The sequence below is a fragment of the Bacillota bacterium genome (assembly GCA_013178415.1).
GTDB lineage: Bacteria > Bacillota > SHA-98 > Ch115 > Ch115 > Ch115.
This window is the reverse complement of record JABLXA010000014.1, coordinates 59,545-80,155: the sequence shown is the minus strand read 5'-3', so window position 1 is coordinate 80,155 and position 20,611 is coordinate 59,545. Positions and strand designations below refer to the sequence as shown.

The window sequence follows — 20,611 nt, the reverse complement described above, 5'->3', positions numbered from 1 at the left end:
TACCATGCCACTGCCACTTCTCGTGGTAACTGAGGGGGGAATAGATCATGCATCCCACCCCCTCTTCCTAGGCTTTCCCTTGCCACCGGGGGGTGGATCACCCCGAAATCCACCCATTTTCGAAGGGTGTCCAGGGATATGGAAATGCCATAGGTGATGTTGACCTCCTCCTGGATTTCCTTTAATGTCAGCAATCTCGGGTTGAAGATTTCCCCCACTGTATAGACCTTCTTTCCCATGCGATCTACCACACTCATGTAAGGACGTTATACTAGGAATCTCTCTTCAATTTCAAAGTATAACGTCCACATTTCCGCATGTCAATACCCCGCAAGCAATTTCTTTCGCCGCGTGCGTAACTCTGGAAGTGCCGGCCATTTATGTTAACTGGACATCCCAAGCGGCCGGAATGGTCTGAAATTGATAGTCAGTTTGGATCCAAATCGCTGGTCGATTCCCGTCGAAATGGAGGGTCGGTTTGTATCGGAGTACGCATGAGAGTCCCTTCTAGAACTTGAAAACATCCGCATGGCACTTAATCCAGGTCTGTCTATCTAGCCGACGACGAAATTAATATACCTGCTTAAAGAAAGCCTTTGACAACTCGGGCGGTCAGAGGCAATTCGCATATTGCAATTTCTTTCTCCTTATGCTATCTTCTTATTTGACAACAGCTGACAATTTCGACATCGAAAGTCAAGGTTAGCTGTTCGATTTTGAGGGGCCGTTGGGAGAAATCCTGATTTCATGCGGGTTTCAGGGTTTTGGTAGCCTTTGGCTGACTCTTAATCAGCGGGTCGGGGGTTCGAGTCCCTCATGGCGCACCAAAAAATCAAGGGCTTCAAGTCTGGGATATGTTCCCAGGCTCTTTTTTTAGCAAAAATCGGGTGAAAACCGAGTATCCTCATTGCTTGTCCTAGGTGACTCACCCGATAGCCCTAGCACCTCCGTGCCCCACTTAGCCGGTTCTTCTCAAGCAGGTCTACGGCCTCGTCCTACATAGTAGGCATCATGTGAGATTAAGTGTCCATAGTATTTGCTCCTTCCTGGTGATACTCGGCAGCTGGCGCAACAAATGCGACTATGATGTATGTCTTGTGGCTTTACAACCCGGCATTTCAGCAGTTCAAGACGGGTTATGCGTGTCCCCTGCTTCCAATAATCGCATGATGGCGCTGCGGAGCGCTTTTCCGAGTTCGGGGCCTATTTAGCTTCTATGAAGGATCGGACGTTTCAATGGAGAATATATTAGCGGGATATGGCATACCTATCAAACAGTAGCCTGAACCAGTAATATTCAGCTGCCATCTGGCCTGCCAACCCATGACCATACAGTATCTGTATATCATGCGTAACTCCGATATCCCATCAGCGTCGGGATGGGGCCAGTGGAATCAAGAGTAATGGTCCTATGCCTGAAGGCATGTCGACAGCGGCGGGATGTTTATCATTATGAGGAGGTAGAAGGCTATCATGAGACTGAAGGGTAAGAAAGTTGCGATCCTTGTTGAACAATCATACAACGAGTTTGAAGTCTGGTATCCCTATTACCGGTTCAAGGAGGAAGGCGCCGAGGTCGTTGTGGTGGGCACAGGGAGTGCAAATATCTACCATAGCAAGGCGGGTTTGCCTATCGAAGCAGAAGTGACAGCGGATAAGATCTCGGCAGACGATTTTCATGCCGTAATAATTCCCGGAGGATGGGCTCCGGACTTCCTCAGGCGCTATGAGCCGATTCTCAAGTTCGTCCATGATATGTTCCAAAAGAATAAGGTGGTCGCTTCGATTTGCCACGGAGGGTGGGTAGCGGCTTCGAGTGGGATCCTCAAGGGCAAGAGGGCGACTTGCTTCTTCGCCATCAAAGACGATGTACGAAACGCAGGTGCGGATTATGTGGACCAGGAAGTAGTCAGGGATGGCAATCTCATTACATCACGTAAACCTGAAGACCTGCCAGCCTTCTGCCGCGAGATCATCGCGGCCCTCACCGAAATGGGAGAATGAGGCAGCAAACGGCAAGCTATAGCCCGGATATTTAAATGGGAGGCCGGCTTTGAGCGACCTCCCATTTCTTTTTCACCTCAAGAACCCTTTGATGATGGTATCAATTGCTTCTTTCTCTGTAAGACCCAACGACATTAGTTTTATTACTTGCTCCCCCGCGATCCTCCCGATGGCTGCTTCATGAGTCAACTCCGCTTCCGGATTTATGGCATTCAACCCCGGCAAAGATCTTATTTGAGCAGAATCCATGATAATAGAATCGCACGCGACATGGCCACGGCACCTGGCCTCCCCAGAAAGCGATGCCCGGAAAATCTGCCTTGATTCATCCTGGGCGACGGAACGGGCCAGTATCTCAGCGCTGGAATCTTCTCCGATCATTTTCACATTGATGACAGAATCCGCCAGCTGTTTCCCATGTGTCAAAAGACGTTCGCTTATGATGATCTTTGCCTTTTTGCCCAACTCCGCTTCCGTTACCCTTTTACTGCTATCCACGCCCTTTATTTGAACCAGTTCGAGCTGAGCATATGCGCCTTCCTCAAGGACTAATACTGTCTTAGGGTTCAGGATGCGCTCTCCGGTCCCCTTTCCTTCGCCATAATGCTTCTCCACATAACGCACACGGGCCCCCTTTCTGATGATGAACTCATGGATCCCATCATGCTCCGCCTGTCTCTCGCCCGGATTATGAATGCCACATCCGGCCACGATCAATACATCCGCTCCCTCACCTATATCAAAGGTGTTATATACCAAGTCAGTCATTCCCGAAGCCGTGAGGAGAACTGGTATATGCACAGATTCATTCTTGGTGCCCGGTTTGACGAAGACGTCGATCCCGGGCCTGTCCTTTTTCGAAGTGATCTCGATGTTCTCTGTTGACATGCGATCCAGGAGGCTTCCATCCTTCCTGATGTTGAAAGCTCCCTGGGGCACACCGTGCAAGTCGGCGATAACTGCAAGCAAATTTTCATCTATAGCATTCAGCTTCATCCTGTTCCCCTCCACACGACATGCGCCAGCGGCATGACACATCGTCCTTTATCTTAGGCCAGATTTGAGCCGCATCACCTTGCTCCTGCACCTTTCCCTGGGCCATGAGTAAGATCTCGTTTGCCGCCCTCAGGAATCTTTCGTTATGTGTTATAACGATGGTGATGCTATCAGCTCTCTGCTTATGTCTACCAGTTACGACTTCAAGCAGGCGTTCAAATGTCCAGAGGTCCACGCCGGCTTCTGGTTCATCATATATAGCGATCCTTGGGTCGCGAGCCAACATCATGGCAATCTCAAGCCTTTTCATTTCCCCACCAGACAGGCTGGCATCAGCATCCCTGCCAACATAGTCTCGCGGACAAAGGCCGACCACCCGAAGGAATCGCTCAAGGTTGTCCTTTCCTGCAAGCGCTGCGTCACCAGCCGCAATCCCAAGGAGATCCCGGATCCTCAACCCCTTGAAACGAACCGGATTCTGAAATGCGTAACCAATCCCTATCTTGGCTCGTTCTGTTATGCTCAAGTTGGAGATATCGCGGCCATCCAGTGTTATGCGGCCAGACGAGGGACGGTAAATCCCCATGATAGCCTTGGCCAGCGAGGTCTTGCCGCCGCCATTCGGGCCAGTGATAGCATACATCTTTCCTTCTTCAAATGTACATGACACACCATCTAATATCTCAAAGGTTCCTCCATTACCATTTGTGCCGGAGACCTTAATATCTTCCATGCTCAACATGCTAGTCCCACTCCCCCCGGATCCTTAGCTTTAATTCTATCTCGAGTTGACATTCGAATCAGTATGAACAGGTGAATGGGCAGGTGACCTGCTGGCAGGCGCGCATAAATCAGCAAGGCTTATAGAGTCTAGCGTTTCCACCATGCTGTCCCGAAGTTTGAGCCATGCCTGCCTCGTAAGACATGAATCCTGCCGTTCGCAGCATTCACCGTCAGCGTCCTGATCGACACACTCAACAGGAGCGATGGGACCCTCGACAGCCCTGAGGATATCCCCGACGGTTATGTTCTCCGGATCTTTCGCGATGAGATAACCGCCCTTTGCACCTCGCACGCTCTCTACAAGACCTGCCTCCCTCAGAAGGCGAAACAGCTGTTCAAGGTATTGCATCGAAATCTGCTCCCGATCAGAAATATCACGCAGCGTAATCGGCTTATTGGATCTGTCCGCAGCAAGAACGCACATGGCTCGAAGTCCATATTGTCCTCTTGTGGAAATCCGCATAGATCTCACCCCACACGTCCGCTTCGCGCAATCAAAATGCGAGTAACTTCACGCAATCAGAATCCCGGTGACTTCACACACTCAAAATCCGAGTAAATTAATCAGGTATCCAGAAACAATTCTATTCCGGGCACAGGCAGAAGTCAATAGGCTTTAAGATGATATTTCTATCCTATGAGGGGGATTCCTTAGGGCGCGACAGATGATGACAGCAAGGCGAAATCGCGGTGACCGCGGGGCGCAATTGGTGGTGGCCGCAGGGCTCAGCCGATGGCGACCGCTTCCGGTTTTCGCGGCGCGGTAAGGCAAAAATCTTCAGGAAACATTTCAGAAAATGTCCATGGAAAAATAAAATGGCGGAGAGAGGGGGATTCGAACCCCCGCACGGCTTGTTCAACCGTCTAAAGGTTTAGCAAACCTTCCCCTTCAGCCAGCTTGGGTATCTCTCCGCGCTATAACGTATACAAAGATTCACCTAGCAAATATATTCTACTTCACTATCTCCCTCCAAGTCAAGAAGAAAGGCGCAAAGAAAAACAAAATTCATAATCGCCCCGGGGCAGCGCGATTTCTGTCCTTCCATAGCGCCGCCGGCGAGATCAGCTAATGATGGTGTAAAGCGAATCCACCTCATCATCATCCGCCTTATTAAGCCCGTTTCGTAGTTTTCTCAGGGACTCGTCTGACACCTCCATGCCATATCTCCCCAAAATCCTGCCAAAAACCGCCCCCGTCGCGGTAGATTCCATGTGCTCCTTAACAAATTCAAGTATCCTCTCGATCTTTTTCTTTCTGTCAATATCTCCCATATTTCTAGTTGCAACCCTGATCCTATCCCAGCGGGCAGGGATACTGTCACTCGCTCCTTCCGTGGATTATAGCCTTTATAAGCCCATCACACTCAAAGGCAGATATCTGCTCTCGCCGGGAATCAATCTGACTTCTCTCCAGGCACGCAAATCTGCCATTTAGAAGCCTTTCTCGTTTACTTAATTCTTATTCATGGAAGATCACGAGTAGAGAGCTTTTCATTCACCATCCTGTTAAGCAGGTGATTAATACCAACAACTTTCCCAACTTCCAGGACAAATGCAATCCCTTTCCCGGGCTTATTTAGTTCAGTTTCATTTATAATTGCCTCCAGGACCTTACCGCTTTGTTGATGGTCAATCAGAGTCAGTATAATTTCCTTTTCAGGCTCTATGGTTATGCCGAGCAGTTTGGCATGTTCATGGATTCCCGTCCCCCGGCCGAATAATATAGTTCCTCCTTCAGCACCTGCCTTTTTTGAAGCACCAACTACTTTTTCCGCATAACCCTTATTGACTATGGTCACGATCAAATCATATAAAATCTCGCCATTATCTGCCATTTGAGTCCCTCCCAGACTCTTAACAAGGCTTTCCGCCGGGAATCACAGGTGACGAATACAGTGGCCTCGCCTTCGACCCCAGTTTCCTTGGAAGCCCCATCTGCTTTTCTAGACATACCATGTTAGCAAGGCTTTAATCTACATAAGATTGTGATCACTTTGTTTTTCCTTTCTATTATAGAGCAGCCCTAGAGATAAAACTGCTAGAATGGGAGAAAGGGCAACAAGGGCTACCATCCCAAAACCTTCTATCAAAGGATTTCGGCCTTTTATTACTGAGGCAACGCCTAATGCCACAGCTGATATGAAAGTTACGGTCATAGGACCGGTTGCTACTCCTCCGGAATCAAAGGCAATGGCCACAAAGGAAGGAGTTGAGTAGCGTGCTATTATGAACGAAATCAGATAGCCCGGAATTACCAGGCGCCATAAAGAGAATCCAGATAGAATTCTCCACATCGATAAGGCGACAGAAGCGGCAACCCCCAAGGACAGCGTGTAAAGCATTACTTGCTGGGGAATATATCCCCCCGATGCCTTTTCAACCTCATAAGTTAATACGCGAACTGCAGGCTCAGCAAATGCAGCTACAAAACCCAAGATAAAGCCTATCGGTATCAACAGCCAACTGTAATCTAAAGCACCCAGAATTTCTCCTAATGATCTGCCAACTGGCAGAAAACCAACGTAAACACCCTGCAGGAAGAGTGCCAGACCTATGAAAGTTAGGATTAGACCTTTAAGGACTTTGATAACCCTCTGTCTTGGGAATTTCAGTACCCAGGCTTGTAGACATAAGAATAACACCGCGAGGGGAACAAGAGCCATAGCAACTTCTTGCAAAACATGGCCAAACCCCGCAAATACCTTGATCTCTTTCAACCATAAGCCACTCCCAACAAGAGCACAGATAAAATCGGCCCAATAGAAGCCAATGCTACGTAACCAAAACCATCAGCTGAAGTGCTTCTGCCCCCTAAAACAGAAGCAACTCCTACCCCTAGCGCAATAATAAATGGTACCGTCATAGGGCCTGTGGTCACACCACCAGCATCTAGAGAGACTGCTACAAATTCAGGAGGTGCAAATGCGGCCAGTATGAATACAAGGCCATAACTTACAAGTAGAAGTTGTTTCAGAGGAATACCTAGAATGACTCTCAACATAGCCAGGCCCGCAAATATCCCTACTCCCAAAGCCACAATACAAATTAAGAGATTCTTAGAAATGACTCCCCCGGAAACAATATCTACTTGAGTGGCTAACACTCTAACATCAGGCTCAGCCACAGTCACGACAAAACCCAAGAAAAAACCCAAAGTAGCTATAACCCAGACCCTGCCTATTCTCGGCAAAGCCGCTCCGGCCACTTCTCCAATCTCGAGCAGACCAGCATGGACTCCTAGCAGGAAAAGAATCAAACCAATGGTAACAAGACCTGTGCCAATCAGGAACTGCACCACAACCGTAATGGGAAATCGCAGCAATATTTGCAGGATGAGAACGAATGCAGTCACCGGTAGGACAGCAAAAGCCACCTCAGATACTGTGCTTTTAATGTTCTTCATGCCCTCGTCCTCGCCATCATACTTTTATAGGGTGAATTGTATGAGCCTATATTTGTGTATTTATACACAGGCGATATTCCATGAATCAATCTTTTTGCGGTTTTCCAATCCCGTTGGCCTGAAGCATGGATTTATCTAGGGATATTCCCGCCTTAAAGCTGTAGCCTACAAATGTTATGTCCTCTAGCATGCAACCAAGGACAGTCTGCCTCTGAATAGCGGGGCTAAATGCGCCAGGGTAACGGGTGAAGAACTGTGCCACATGCTCTTGATTTGAGCATTTTCGGTGCGAGACCTTGAGCCTGCTTCCAGGTGAGAAATCAGATAAAGCGTCCTGCCAGGTGCTAGGTGCCTCTTATTACTTATTGATAAGAAGGACCTTCGCCATTCCAAATCCCCTTCTGGTATCGAGATTCAATTTGCCCACAAGGGGGACCACTCTGACTGTGAGGGTCTTCATAAATACCTGCGGTCTCATTCGTTTACACACGAGATCTGAAAAGGAGTCCCAACTCTAAACCCCTTGAGAATCACATGGCGGAGGGGGTGGGATTCGAACCCACGAGGGTCGTGAAACCCTAACGGTTTTCAAGACCGCCGCGATCAACCGCTCTGCCACCCCTCCACGGCCTCCTGAAGAGGAAGCATGAGTTGGCACTGCCTTACCTAAAAGCCAGCCGTGCATCAATATTTTATACTTTCAACAAGGATCTTTCAAGTGGTATTCGCAGGTTCGCGGGTCAGCCCGCAGGCCCCTTTCTTCATCTAAAACTTGTGCGCCCTTGCGGGCGCACTCGAAAGCGCGAAATCACCCCGTCCATCAGCTCATCCCTGAAAGGCAGGTGACTTGCCGATGGCCTGCAGTCCTATCTATGCGTGACCGACTTAGTAGACCTATCGATGCATAGCCAGCCTACTAGTGAATCGCTGATCTCCCAATACTTGACTGATCTGCCGATGTCTAGCTGCTCATAGATGAACAGCTGACTTATCTTTATTGCGCCTGAACCTGACGGGAGAGTTTCTTGAAATTATCCTTCAAGGCAACATATAGATCCTTATAGATCTCATAATAGCCTTGATAGGCTTCTTGCCTGTCCTGAGCCGGGGATACTCGAGTCACAGCCTTTATGGTATTCTCAGCCGCCTCGATGACGTTGGGATAGACGCCAACACCAACGCCCGCGAGCAATGCCGCGCCGAAGGCAGGCCCCTCCTCAATATTGAGAGTCACAATATCCACGCCGAGTATGTCCGCCTGTATCTGCCTCCATACCTGACTTTTTGCCCCGCCTCCGATGGCCCGCACTTCATCCACATGTATCCCGGTGGACTTGATGATTTCAAGAGAATCCTTGAGCCCAAATACCACGCCTTCCATCACGGCTCTTGCCATGTGAGCCTTTGTATGACGGAGATTGAGACCGAAAAATACTCCACGGGCATCTGCATCTGCATGCGGAGTTCTCTCTCCTGTTAGGTAGGGGAGGAATATGAGCCCCTCGCTGCCTGCCGGGACTTTTGCTGCCTCACGCGATAGGATTTCATAGGCATCAATGCCGGAAAGCCTTTCTACCTCCTTCTCGGATGCGGCAAGGGCATCTCGGAACCATTTGAATGACATCCCAGCCGATAGCATCACTCCCATTAGATACCATCGTTCAGGCACCGAATGATTGAATGTATGCACTCTTCCGAGGGGATCTTTCATAACGCGATCAGTATGTGCCACTACAACGCCGGATGAACCTATGCTCGTAAGGACCCTTCCCTCTTTGACTATCCCGGCTCCCACGGCGCCGCAGGTATTGTCCGCCCCGCCCGCGACGACGGGCGTCCCCTCAAGAAGGCCGGTAGCATCGGCAACTTCACGGGTAATCCTACCGCATACATCCTGGGACTCAACATATGGAGGGACCATACCCTCGTTCAATCCTAGAGCATTAAGAACATCCCGCGACCATCGCCTGCCCGCCACATCAAAGAGCAGGGTTCCGGCAGCATCTGACACTTCGGTCGCCATTTCGCCTGTCATCCGATAACGAATATAATCTTTTGGAAGAAGGACTTTAGCGACTCTCTTGAAATTCTCGGGTTCATGATCGCGGAGCCAGATTATCTTGGGAGCCGTGAACCCTTCAAGGGCAGGATTGCATGTGAGCTCGATCAATCTTTCCCGCCCACCGACGGCAGCGGTTATCCATCTGCATTCATCAGAAGTCCTCACGTCACACCACAAGATAGCGGGGCGGACCACTTCTCCTGATGCATCTAGAAAGACTGAACTGTGCATCTGCCCAGACAACCCTATGCCCGCGATATCCTCGGCCCTTATTTCCCTACCTGCTCCATTTTGCGACAGAAGCTCCCTCAGCACCGAAACAGTAGCGCGCCACCAATCAGCAGGGTTCTGCTCTGCCCAACCGGGCCGCGGATTTTCGAGCGGATATCCCTCAAACGCTCGTTTGACCACCCTGCCAGCCCCATCAATCACAAGCCCCTTTACTCCGGTTGTGCCAATGTCGAGACCTATAAGATAACGCACCGGAATTTCCCTCCATCCGTCATCATCTGATAATGACCGTGTTACCATTCCTCCGGCCCAATGACCTTCATTCCGCCCATATACTCCACCAGCGCATCCGGCACCACCACGCTACCGTCAGCCTGCTGGTAATTCTCGAGGATTGCCGCGAAGGTTCGCCCAACAGCAAGGCCGGAACCATTCAACGTATGGACGAATTCTGGCCGGGCTCCCGGGGCGGGACGGAATTTGATCCCTGCCCTTCTAGCCTGGAAATCCTCGAAGTTGCTGCAGGATGATATCTCCACATACCTCCCGTAGCTCGGCATCCATACCTCAGGGTCATATTTCTTTGCTGCCGCAAACCCGACATCGCCGGTACACATCTGCATGACGCGATATGGCAGGTTAAGGCGCCTCAATACATCCTCAGCATCCCCCACCAGCTTCTCGAGTTCATCATAAGAGGTTTCAGGCCTGACGAACTTCACAAGCTCTACCTTATCGAATTCGTGCTGGCGAATGAGTCCTCTCGTGTCACGCCCGGCCGCCCCGGCCTCAGCTCTAAAACATGCGGTATAGGCGACATAGTAGATGGGAAGCCGCGCCCCGTCCAGGATCTCATCTCTATGGAGATTTGTCACCGGCACTTCCGCAGTCGGAACAAGATAGTAGTCTGTGCCTGCACATTTGAAAAGGTCCTCTTCAAATTTGGGTAGCTGCCCTGTTCCAGTCATGCTATCACGATTCACGAGAAAAGGCGGGTATACCTCCATATAACCATGCTCTCTCACGTGTAGATCGATCATAAAGCTTATAAGGGCCCTCACAAGCCTTGCTCCTGTCCCTCTGAACACCGTGAAACGGGCGCCGGTGATTTTCCTGGCGCGATCAAAGTCCAGTATCCCCAAAGATGTGCCGATATCCCAGTGGGCTTTAGGATCGAACTCGAACTTCCGTGGCGTGCCCCACCTGCGAATCTCTATGTTTTCAGATTCATCTTTGCCGACCGGGACGCTCTCATGCGGGATATTGGGAATGCTCATCAGAAGGGCATTCAGCCCTTCCTCTGTAACCCTCACTTCCTCATCTATGATCTTTATGCGGTCGGAGATCTCCCTCATCTCAGCCATCAGATCATCGGCATTCGTCCCCTTGCTCTTGAGTTTCGCTATGGTTGCAGAAGCCTCGTTTCTTCTTCTCTTTAAAGCTTCCCCTTCAGTTAAGAGGCTTCGCCTCTTCTCATCCAGCGAAATCACTTGATCCACGACACTCGTATCTTCGCCCCGACGGACTAGAGCATCTCTGACTCGATCAGGGTCAGTCCTGAAAAGCCTGATGTCAAGCATTATATTCACCACACCTTCATTGAAATAATAATAGAAAACCTCTCATCCCACTGTTGCTCTGGGACGAGAGGTTTTATCCCGCGGTGCCACCCTTATTGGCCATAAATGACCCCGGCCTATGCCGGGTCTTCCGGCCCACTTGTAGTGCGATAACGGACACGCCGGGCGTTTTTTATCCGCCACTCCAGGGTGGATTCAACCGCTCACCTTACCGGTTTCCACCAGATCCGGCTCTCTCTAAAGGTTACCCAGCCTACTATTCCCCTTCATCATTTTTATCTTGGTTATTTGATTGAATTATACTACCCGGCATCGCCAATATCAAGGCCTGGATTCGACAGGCCTTGGTCCACCAGCCCCAGGTTTAGCGGTTCCGGATCTACCAACCGCGGACCTGCCATTATCGGATTTCTCAGGCCTCGTCGTCATCCCGCATCTGCCAAAGTCATCCCGGGCCTTCCGAGGTCATCCCGCACCCCTCAAGGTCATTCCGCGCCTTCCGAGGTCATCCCGCGTCTTTCAGGGTCATGCCGCATCTTTCAAGAAGCTCCTCCCATTTGCGATCGACTTCAGCCTGAATCTCGTCAATTATGTGCCTGTTCTTGTCAGTGAATAGATGCTTGAACCTCCCCTGGCGCTTGAGCCATTCAATCACCGGCTCCTTATCCTTCGGCCTATAGGTGAGTCGCCACTTCCCATTCTCCACTTCATATAGAGGCCAGACGCATGTGTCAGCTGCAACCTTGCATATTTCAACACTATCCGCGGGGTTGATCGCCCAGCCTAACCTGCATGTGGCGAGGATGTTGACGAATGCCGGCCCCTTGACCTCAAAGGCCTTCCTGACCTTGGTGACCAGATCATTCCAGTGACCCACGGTGGTCTGAGCAACATAGGGAATACCGTGAGCAGCCATGATCATGGTCAAGTCCTTCCGCGGTTGAAGTTTTCCGGGCATTACATTCCCGGCAGGAGAGGTAGTGGTGGCGGCGCCCGCAGGGGTGGCACTGGACCTCTGGATCCCGGTATTCATATATGCTTGGTTGTCATAGCAGATATACACCATGTCGTGGCCCCGTTCCATAGCCCCGGAGAGGGATTGAAACCCTATATCATAGGTTCCTCCATCCCCTCCTACCGCAAGGAACTGAATATCCCGGTTTATCTTTCCCTGCTTCTTCAAAGAACGATAGGCAGCCTCGACCCCGCTGATCGTGGCGGCCGAATTCTCAAAAGCATTATGTATAAATGGGACTTTCCATGCCGTAAATGGATAGATCGTGGTGGTAACCTCCAGGCATCCTGTGGCGCATCCTACCACAACAGGCGTATCAGCAGCCTTTAAGGCCAGCCGCAGCGCGACAGGAGCGCCGCAGCCTGCACATGCTCGATGTCCCCCCGTCAATAGCTCCTCTTTCCGCGCCAATTCTTTCAGCGTTGCCATACGCATCACCTCACTCCCTGACTCCCAGATAGGTTATTGGCTCCTGCACCACGCCGGTGGATGCAATGTCTTGAAGGTCCCTGTAGACCTTTGTGATTTCATCGAGGTCGAGGTCACGCCCGCCCAGCCCATAGATATAATTCACGATCTTGGGACCTGGCGCGTCATACATCACATTCCTAACATCTATATAAACCGGCCCTCCCATGGTTGAATAAGTATCTGCCCGATCCAGAACAGCCAGGGCTTTCACATGCCTGAGAGCATCCAATACCTGTTTGTGCGGGAATGGCCTGAAAAGCCTGATTTTCAGCAGTCCAGCCTTTATCCCATTTTCCCTCAGGCTATCACATACCTCCTTGACGGTCCCCGCGGTTGAATTCAACGCAACTATAGCGATTTCTGCATCATCCAGCCTGTAAGCCTCAAAAAGTCCATACTTTCGACCGGAGATTTTATGAAACTCTTCGGCCACTTCCAGAACTACAGATGCTACATTTTCCTGAGCAGCCGACTCTTGGCGTTTGTGTTCAAAATACCAGTCAGCAAAATCCAACGCCCCGTAGGTTACAGGATGATCTACATCCAGCAGAGAATGCTCTGGCTTGTACTCCCCTATGAATTCCCTGACAACACTATCCTCCAGCAGATGGGCCGATTCCATTCCATGACTGATGATAAACCCGTCCATCATGACCATTGCGGGAAGCATGACATCTGGATGCTCTGCTATACGCACCGCCTGGATCAGGTTATCATAAGCCTCCTGAGCATTCTCGGAGTAGAGCTGTATCCACCCTGAATCCCTGGCTCCCATGGTGTCACTGTGGTCGCAGTGGATGTTGATCGGCGCGGACAGTGCACGATTGACTACCGGCATGATGATCGGCAGCCTCATGCCGGAAGCGATATGGAGTACTTCCCACATCAATGCAAATCCCTGAGATGAGGTGGCCGTCATAGCCCGCGCCCCAGCGGCGGAGGCGCCTACCACTGCGCTCAGGGCAGAGTGCTCGCTCTCCACAGGAACGAATTCTGTGTGCACGAGGCCATCGGCGACAAAAGTGGAAAAGATCTGAACAATCTCTGTCTGCGGGGTGATTGGGTAGGCAGCCACCACATCCGGATTTACCTGTCGCATAGCCTCTGCCACTGCCTCATTACCGGTAATGGCCATCGCTTTAACCATCAGGCCTCTCCCCTCCCCTTTCCTTCCTTTGCCTCTTCTGCCTTATCATGCTCATGCCCGGCAGCTTCGCTCTCTAATAGCATCTGTATAGCGCGAACCTTGGGCGGACATTCATTGGCGCATATCCCGCAGCCCTTGCAATGCTTGTAGTCGATTCCGACAACCTTGCCATCCTTGACTTCTATGGCTGAATCAGGACAATACACCCAGCAGAGGAAGCAATTTATGCACCTGTCTGGGTGCCATACAGGCCTGTAGGTCCGCCAGTCGCCAGTCTCATAATCCAGTGCGTTGCCTGCGTCGAGAATGAGACCTCCCCGGGGAACATCCTTCCACCCTTTGACTTTGCCTTCTGATTTCATTCTCCCCGCACCTCCTCATACGCGCGCCTGATAGCCTGGATATTCCCCTCTATGACCTCTGGCTTAGACCGGAACTTCTTCTCCAGCTTTCGCCGCGTATCTGTTACGAAGCTTTCAAGATCGAGGATGCCTGTTGCCTTGATCAAGGCCCCCATCATCGGCGTGTTTGGAATATCACGCCCAATGGTGTCGAGCGCTATCTGAGTTGCATCTACGGTGAAGATGCGTCCTCCTTCAATGTTTAGCCTCGCGCGGATCTCCGCCGGGGAAAGGCTGGTATTGACAAGATATATGCCGTCCTCGGGGACTCCGCCAGTCACATCAGTCTTGCCCACCAAGGTGGGATCCAGAATGACCACTATGCTTGGCTTTTCCACGTGGCAATGAAGCCGGATGGGGGAGTCGCTGATACGGTTGAATGCAAGCACAGGGGCTCCCATTCTTTCAGGCCCATATTCTGGGAAAGCTTGAATGTACTTGCCGGCCTCAGCAGCTGCTTCGCCCAGCAATATGGCAGCCGTTTTCGCCCCCTGGCCGCCCCTCCCATGCCAGCGTATCTCCAGAAGATCTTGCATCTGCATACCCTCCTTCACTCCATTATTATGCCAACATCAGGCATGGAAATTTAGGGCTGTCAAAATTGGACATGCAAAAGCAATGAAAGGGCCGCATCTCCCTCAGGAGGTGGAGCCCGTTTCGTCAAAGCGAAAAGATTGGTTATGGCAGAGATATCAGCAGATCATGGTTCATTTAGAAGATCGCATAGAGGAGAGAAGCCTGGTGTATAGAGGGAATCGCGAGCACAGGGCGTGGACCCTTTCGCGCGCTTCATCCCTGATAGCCTCATTGTCTGGCTGGGATAGCACAGAAGAAATGATTTCTGCTATTACATGCATCTCGGGCTCTTTCATTCCCCTCGTCGTTACGGCAGGGGTGCCCATGCGTATTCCGCTCGCTATAAAAGGCTTCTGCTGGTCAAAGGGAATCGTATTCTTGTTTACTGTAATACCTACATCATCCAGCAACCTTTCGGCGCGCTTGCCAGTGAGATTCTTTTCTATCATGCTGACAAGCATGAGATGATTATCAGTGCCACCGGAGATTAACCGGAAACCACGATCAGCCATGGCTGCGGCCAGGGTCCGAGCATTGCTCACAACCTGCTTCTGATAGGCCTTGAACCCCTCACTCATAGCTTCCTTGAGAGCGACCGCCTTGGCGGCGATTACATGCATCAGGGGACCCCCCTGAGTGCCGGGGAACACGGCCTGATCTATGGCCTTTGCAAACCGCTCCTGGCAAAGGATTAGCCCCCCGCGGGGTCCACGTAAGGTCTTGTGTGTGGTGGTGGTCACAAACTCCGCATAGGGCACCGGACTCGGATGCAGCCCGGCAGCTACCAGCCCTGCTATATGAGCCATATCCACCATCACCATAGCGCCGACCTCATCAGCTATCTCGCGAATCGCCCGAAAATCAATGATCCTGGGATAAGCGCTCGCTCCAGCTACGATAAGCTTCGGTTTATGTTCTCGCGCGAGATTCCTTATTTGGTCATAATCGATAATCTCCGTCTCCCTGGAAACCCCGTACGGGATAAAACGAAAATATCTTCCGGAAAAGTTGATGGGATGACCATGAGTCAAATGCCCACCATGCGAAAGATCCATCCCAAGGACAGTGTCCCCGGGGGTGAGGACCGCGAAATATACCGCAGTATTAGCTTGCGCGCCGGAATGGGGCTGCACATTGACATGCTCTGCCCCGAAGAGTTCTTTCGCGCGCCTGATCGCCAGATCTTCCACAATGTCAACGAATTCACACCCGCCATAATAGCGTCGGCCAGGATAACCCTCTGCATATTTATTGGTGAGCACAGAGCCCTGAGCCTGCATAACCGCCGTGCTGGCAAAATTTTCCGATGCGATGAGCTCTATCTTCGAATTCTGCCGCCTGGTTTCAGCCTCTATAGCCTCCGCCACCTCTGGGTCTATCGTCCAAACCTCATCAAGCAAAGAAACCACTCCCGCATCATGTGGAGAAGGTCGCCATGAATGCTAACCCTTTACCACCTGTTCGACAAAATATCTATGAATCCTGTTATCAGAAGAAAGCTCCGGGTGAAAAGCTGAAACGAGAAATCTCCCCTGGCGGGCGAATACAATTTTGCCGTCTACGCGGGCAAGTTCCTCGACTCCTGGTTTTACAGATTCGATATATGGCGCCCTGATGAAAATGGCCCTGAATGGCGCGCCTCCGAGAACCGGGATGGGAATATCCGCCTCGAAACTCTCTACCTGCCGGCCGAAAGCGTTCCTCTTTACTCGGATACCCATGAGGCCTAGCCTCATTTGAGAACTTCCATTGATATCTTCGGCTAGCAAGATCAAGCCTGCACAGGTGCCAAATATAGCCATTCCATCTTGTGCCCTCTTTTTTATCTCTTCGGCCAGCCCATACCGCTCCATTAATTTGCCGATGGTAGTGCTCTCTCCGCCGGGGATTACAAGGCCCTGCAGCCCATCGAGTTGCTCTGCCTTCTTCACCGCCACCGTGTCGCATCCAATGCTCTTCAGCATTTCAATATGCTCTTCAACAGCTCCTTGTAAATCCAAAACCCCGATCTTTGCTGCTGATTTCAAGTCCGTTTCCCCCTCGTTGCCGGGTTACCAGCCCCTGCCCTGAATCCTCTCTATCTCTGATAGTCCGGCTGCCTGGATGCCGCGCATGGCCTCGCCGATACCCCTGGATACTCTTGCCAAAACGCTCGGATCGTTATAATGCGTCGTAGCTTCGACTATCGCCTTCGCCCTGGCTGCTGGATTTTCAGATTTGAATATACCAGAACCAACAAAAACCCCATCTGCTCCAAGTTGCATCATCAATGCCGCATCTGCAGGGGTCGCGATTCCACCGGCCGCGAAATTCACCACGGGCAATCTACCAAGGGCAGCTACCTCTTTCACGAGATCGTAGGGGGCCCCCATTTCTTTGGCGGCAGTCATCAATTCTTCTTCAGGCATGTTCTTGAGTCTACGGATCTCATCCATCACGCACCGCATATGCCTTACAGCCTCAACAACATCCCCGGTCCCTGCTTCCCCTTTCGTCCTTATCATGGCCGCGCCCTCACCAATGCGCCGCAGGGCTTCTCCAAGATTCCGGCAACCGCAGACAAACGGGACCTTGAAAAGGTGCTTATTTATGTGATACGCTTCATCAGCCGGAGTGAGCACTTCACTTTCATCGATATAGTCAATACCTAGCGCTTCGAGAATCTGCGCCTCGACAAAGTGCCCAATTCTTACCTTGGCCATGACCGGAATGCTTACGGCATTCATGATCTTCTCTATGACCACCGGGTCTGCCATTCTAGCTACTCCGCCGGCAGCTCTGATATCAGCTGGAACACGCTCCAGGGCCATCACGGCGACAGCTCCGGCATCTTCCGCGATCTTCGCCTGTTCAGGGGTGGTTACATCCATTATGACTCCACCCTTCAGCATCTCCGCAAGGCCCTTCTTGACGGTCCATGTGCCTTTCTCGACCACCATATCCATTCCCCCCATTCGTGAATATCAACAAAAACGCTCATCAGCCTCTGACATCGACCGGAGGTAATCGATCTCTGAGTCCCAGTTCTCTCTGGCACCATATTTTACTACACCTCATAGGAGAATACAAGTAAACGTAAAATTTGTGCACATCGCTCTCTGGATATCTCCGCGCATATTTCTGGCGGGGTTGGCGCATCATCACAAGGAGAGGAAAGGAGGCCTGTAAAAAATGGACTCTGGGTTTACAAACCTTTTCTGGATTTTGATCTTGCTCTGGACATTCTTGACCCCTCTTTATAGGCAAAAGCGAATTCAGATCTCCAGGTATAGCATAATCCGCAACATGGAAAGGAAGCGTGGCAGCAGGGTCATTGCCATGATTCATCGAATGGAATCTTTAAGTATCCTCGGGATTCCCATATCGAGAAGCATCGACATTGAGGACTCCGAGAAAATACTCAGGGCCATCAGACTCACCCCTGATGACCTGCCCATCGACATCATCCTGCATACTCCCGGGGGATTGGTGCTGGCTGCTGAACAGATTGCCCATGCAATACAGAAACACGAAGCTAAGGTAACTGTCTTCGTGCCACATTATGCTATGTCGGGCGGCACGCTCCTGGCCCTCGCCGCGGATGAGATCGTGATGGATGAAAACGCGGTCTTGGGGCCTGTGGATCCGCAGCTCGGAGGCTATCCCGCGGTATCAATTCTTAGGGCAATAGAACAAAAGAGCAAGGATCAATTAGATGATAAGACGCTGATTCTCGGGGATATCGCGGCGAAAGCCATGACACAGGTCTACGACAGTGTCTACCGAATCCTTTCTGAACGAATGCCCCAAGGAGATGCAGAGAGAATCGCCAGAGCTCTGACTGAAGGGCGCTGGACTCATGATTACCCTATCACATGCGACGAGCTCAAGAAACTGGGTCTTGATGTGAAGGTCGGCCTACCAAGGGAAGTGTATGAGCTTATGGAGCTCTATCCCCAACCCATGCAGCACAGGCCATCTGTGCAATACATACCTGTCCCCTATGAGCGCCGCGATGGGACGGAACGCAGGCCTAGAGAGGGACAGTGGTCATGAATGATCGGTGATGTCTAGAGCTTATGCTGCAATCCTACGAGGAAGAGCCCCAGCACGATCAGAAAGCATCCTGCGATCTGAAGCCAGGTCAAATGCTCTCCAAGGATAGAGTGGGCCATCCAAAGTGTAATGACAGGGGAAGTGGACATGATTAGAGATACATTTGAAACTTTCCCGAGCTTCAGGGCCGCGTAATATGCAAGATCCCCAAGCAGCGTGGCGAATATGGCCTCTACCCCCAAGAGCAGCCAGGAACGTAATGGAACATTGTGCAGGCGCCACGTATATCCCGTGGCCAATAGCCAGCTGCCGACTATTGTCGCTGCAATCAGGGTTCTCAGGCATAGACCCGTAATCGGGTCCACCTTATCCAGCCCTAACCTGCCAAAGACAGGGGCTACTCCCCAGCAGATCACCCCGAATATTGCAAGCAAAAACACTAACATCCATAGCCCCTCCAATCTTGACACCCTGTGGTAAGGCTCTGGTCGCCCGCATAAATATTCAAAAGATCGATCATGCGGGATCGATCACACTCCTAGATTAGATAATCCAGTCACCTCTGCAAGAAGGAGCGCGGCGCATGCGTAAGGGAGCAAACAAAACCGTCCTCAAATTGACCCGGATGATTGTGGCTGTCATGGGAGCGGGAGTGATCGTTCTATCCCTCGTGCTGCTGGTTTTCCATACCATCCGATCGCGGTACTTGCCCCGGGAACTACCCCCTGCTGAACTCCTGGAGATATTTTGGAATGGACCACAACAGCTGAACGAAGAGTGTGATTCCACAGCTCCACTTATTGACGTAATCAATCTGCAGCTGGAAACCATGTTCAACAGAAGGGCGGATGCAATTCTGACAGGAGATCCTGATCCACTTGCCCCCCTATATGATACCAACTCCAAATATGGCAGATGGGCCCTTGACCATGAACAACGCCGCGTAAAATATATCAAAGCCTGGGCGGAAAAACGTGGAATCAAGATCACGCGTGCCATGTCTTGCTTGCGCGCGCAAAGGGTCGAAATCAAGGACAACACCGCCTGGATAAGCCTAACGCAAAACGCCTATCTCGACTATGTATACGCAGACGATTGCAGTGAATGCGTAAATCGTTTCGGAATAGGGACCCGCCACCTAGTGGAATTGGCATACAAGCAGGGCAACTGGCTGATCCGGCGTGATTGGTATACGGATCCTCTCGATGAAGACACCCTAGTTCCCGAGGTAAATCCCGCCTGTCTGCCCGGGGGAATGGCCAAATGGCGCAGCAGGAATGACAAAGAGTGGATGTCGAGCCAAGGTAACGATCAGAGCGGGAGGATGACCCAGGCCCCGCCCTCAGGATCTAAAGGCGCTTACAATCGCGAAGCGGCGGTTGATTATGCCATGAAGTACTGTGGCGTCTCCCTGGACCAAAACCACGCCGCTCGCTATAACCCCAAATACAAAGACTATACAGGCAATGGTGGGGATTGCACAAATTTCGTATCCCAAGTCCTGGCAGACAAAGAAGCTGGTGGTCTCCCAACTGACTATGTATGGTATTACAGCCATTCGATATCTGGCAGGGGAGGCAGCAGGGCATGGGTCCAAGCTGAGACATTTGCCAACTATTTGCAGCACAGCAGGCGTGCAACTCAGATAGCACGCGGTCTGTTCCATGAAGTCACCGCACCGACTAGCGATTCGCCAGAAGGCGCTATCCAGAGACTGCGCGAGGGAGACCTGATTGGCTATGAAGAGAAAGGCCGGATTGAGCACTTTGCCGTGGTCGTGGGAAGGGATTCCCATGGATATGTGCTGGTAAATAGCCATACGGCCGACCGCTGCAGAGTTCCTTGGGATCTGGGCTGGGATCAGAAGACTGTTTTCCGGCTGTTCCGGATCAATGAATAACAGACGA

Annotated in this window: 21 protein-coding genes, 3 tRNA genes and 1 other annotated feature; of the genes, 4 read left to right on the top strand and 20 right to left on the bottom strand. The window is 51.3% G+C overall.

Annotated features, from left to right (window positions below):
• On the bottom strand, positions 1-239 hold a 239-nt coding region (locus HPY52_11775; protein ID NPV80933.1), incomplete at its 3' end, for a hypothetical protein.
• A gap of 482 nt (positions 240-721) precedes the next feature.
• On the opposite strand from HPY52_11775, the gene HPY52_11770 reads away from it, so the two are divergent.
• A tRNA-Lys gene (locus HPY52_11770) sits at positions 722-827 on the top strand.
• A gap of 652 nt (positions 828-1,479) precedes the next feature.
• On the top strand, positions 1,480-2,004 hold the full coding sequence (locus HPY52_11765) for a type 1 glutamine amidotransferase (protein ID NPV80932.1): 525 nt from the start codon (positions 1,480-1,482) through the stop codon (positions 2,002-2,004).
• 72 nt (positions 2,005-2,076) lie between these two features.
• Here HPY52_11765 and HPY52_11760 read toward each other — a convergent pair whose 3' ends face one another.
• The 18 genes from HPY52_11760 to pdxS all read right to left on the bottom strand — a co-directional run bounded on the left by HPY52_11760 (position 2,077) and on the right by pdxS (position 17,605).
• Positions 2,077-3,000 (bottom strand): SufD family Fe-S cluster assembly protein, encoded by a 924-nt coding sequence (locus HPY52_11760; GenBank protein ID NPV80931.1) that lies wholly within the window; start codon positions 2,998-3,000, stop codon positions 2,077-2,079.
• Positions 2,978-3,742 carry an ATP-binding cassette domain-containing protein gene (locus HPY52_11755; GenBank protein ID NPV80930.1) on the bottom strand — a complete coding sequence of 255 codons (765 nt, stop codon included), beginning with the start codon at positions 3,740-3,742 and terminating at the stop codon, positions 2,978-2,980. The genes HPY52_11760 and HPY52_11755 overlap by 23 nt, the downstream gene beginning before the upstream one ends.
• A gap of 36 nt (positions 3,743-3,778) precedes the next feature.
• Positions 3,779-4,246 carry an Rrf2 family transcriptional regulator gene (locus HPY52_11750; protein NPV80929.1) on the bottom strand — a complete coding sequence of 156 codons (468 nt, stop codon included), beginning with the start codon at positions 4,244-4,246 and terminating at the stop codon, positions 3,779-3,781.
• Between the two features lie 354 nt (positions 4,247-4,600).
• Positions 4,601-4,695, bottom strand: a tRNA-Ser gene (locus HPY52_11745).
• A 150-nt stretch (positions 4,696-4,845) separates the two neighbouring features.
• Positions 4,846-5,055, bottom strand: coding sequence for a hypothetical protein (locus HPY52_11740; GenBank protein NPV80928.1), 210 nt, complete (start codon positions 5,053-5,055; stop codon positions 4,846-4,848).
• A 191-nt stretch (positions 5,056-5,246) separates the two neighbouring features.
• Positions 5,247-5,618 (bottom strand): P-II family nitrogen regulator, encoded by a 372-nt coding sequence (locus HPY52_11735; GenBank protein NPV80927.1) that lies wholly within the window; start codon positions 5,616-5,618, stop codon positions 5,247-5,249.
• A 138-nt stretch (positions 5,619-5,756) separates the two neighbouring features.
• Positions 5,757-6,500 carry a DUF1538 domain-containing protein gene (locus tag HPY52_11730; GenBank protein NPV80926.1) on the bottom strand — a complete coding sequence of 248 codons (744 nt, stop codon included), beginning with the start codon at positions 6,498-6,500 and terminating at the stop codon, positions 5,757-5,759.
• On the bottom strand, positions 6,497-7,186 hold the full coding sequence (locus tag HPY52_11725) for a DUF1538 domain-containing protein (protein ID NPV80925.1): 690 nt from the start codon (positions 7,184-7,186) through the stop codon (positions 6,497-6,499). Before HPY52_11725 ends, HPY52_11730 begins: the two co-directional genes overlap by 4 nt.
• Before the next feature lie 535 nt (positions 7,187-7,721).
• Positions 7,722-7,811 (bottom strand) — tRNA-Ser (locus HPY52_11720).
• 369 nt (positions 7,812-8,180) lie between these two features.
• Positions 8,181-9,731 (bottom strand): xylulokinase, encoded by a 1,551-nt coding sequence (gene xylB, locus HPY52_11715; protein ID NPV80924.1) that lies wholly within the window; start codon positions 9,729-9,731, stop codon positions 8,181-8,183.
• Between the two features lie 41 nt (positions 9,732-9,772).
• Positions 9,773-11,059 (bottom strand): serine--tRNA ligase, encoded by a 1,287-nt coding sequence (gene serS / locus HPY52_11710; protein NPV80923.1) that lies wholly within the window; start codon positions 11,057-11,059, stop codon positions 9,773-9,775.
• Between the two features lie 56 nt (positions 11,060-11,115).
• Positions 11,116-11,338: a binding site (T-box leader), on the bottom strand.
• A gap of 226 nt (positions 11,339-11,564) precedes the next feature.
• A complete protein-coding gene (locus tag HPY52_11705; GenBank protein NPV80922.1) occupies positions 11,565-12,503 on the bottom strand; it encodes a pyruvate ferredoxin oxidoreductase in 939 nt (312 codons plus the stop codon).
• Between the two features lie 10 nt (positions 12,504-12,513).
• On the bottom strand, positions 12,514-13,692 hold the full coding sequence (gene porA, locus HPY52_11700; protein ID NPV80921.1) for a pyruvate ferredoxin oxidoreductase: 1,179 nt from the start codon (positions 13,690-13,692) through the stop codon (positions 12,514-12,516).
• Positions 13,692-14,054 (bottom strand): 4Fe-4S binding protein, encoded by a 363-nt coding sequence (locus HPY52_11695; GenBank protein NPV80920.1) that lies wholly within the window; start codon positions 14,052-14,054, stop codon positions 13,692-13,694. Before HPY52_11695 ends, porA begins: the two co-directional genes overlap by 1 nt.
• A complete protein-coding gene (locus HPY52_11690; GenBank protein NPV80919.1) occupies positions 14,051-14,629 on the bottom strand; it encodes a pyruvate synthase in 579 nt (192 codons plus the stop codon). Before HPY52_11690 ends, HPY52_11695 begins: the two co-directional genes overlap by 4 nt.
• Positions 14,630-14,800: 171 nt before the next feature.
• The gene (locus tag HPY52_11685; protein NPV80918.1) at positions 14,801-16,078 is read right to left on the bottom strand and encodes a serine hydroxymethyltransferase; all 1,278 of its coding nucleotides are present in this window, start codon (positions 16,076-16,078) and stop codon (positions 14,801-14,803) included.
• Between the two features lie 33 nt (positions 16,079-16,111).
• Positions 16,112-16,696 (bottom strand): pyridoxal 5'-phosphate synthase glutaminase subunit PdxT, encoded by a 585-nt coding sequence (pdxT, locus tag HPY52_11680; protein NPV80917.1) that lies wholly within the window; start codon positions 16,694-16,696, stop codon positions 16,112-16,114.
• Positions 16,697-16,720: 24 nt separating this feature from the next.
• A complete protein-coding gene (gene pdxS, locus HPY52_11675) occupies positions 16,721-17,605 on the bottom strand; it encodes a pyridoxal 5'-phosphate synthase lyase subunit PdxS (protein NPV80916.1) in 885 nt (294 codons plus the stop codon).
• A 235-nt stretch (positions 17,606-17,840) separates the two neighbouring features.
• Between pdxS and HPY52_11670 the strand changes: the two genes are divergently transcribed.
• The gene (locus HPY52_11670; GenBank protein ID NPV80915.1) at positions 17,841-18,704 is read left to right on the top strand and encodes a hypothetical protein; all 864 of its coding nucleotides are present in this window, start codon (positions 17,841-17,843) and stop codon (positions 18,702-18,704) included.
• A 14-nt stretch (positions 18,705-18,718) separates the two neighbouring features.
• On the opposite strand, the gene HPY52_11665 is transcribed toward HPY52_11670, so the two are convergent.
• Positions 18,719-19,150 carry a DMT family transporter gene (locus HPY52_11665; GenBank protein ID NPV80914.1) on the bottom strand — a complete coding sequence of 144 codons (432 nt, stop codon included), beginning with the start codon at positions 19,148-19,150 and terminating at the stop codon, positions 18,719-18,721.
• A gap of 137 nt (positions 19,151-19,287) precedes the next feature.
• Between HPY52_11665 and HPY52_11660 the strand changes: the two genes are divergently transcribed.
• Entirely contained in the window at positions 19,288-20,604 is a 1,317-nt protein-coding gene (locus HPY52_11660) for an amidase domain-containing protein (protein NPV80913.1), read from the top strand.
• Positions 20,605-20,611 lie beyond the last annotated feature (7 nt).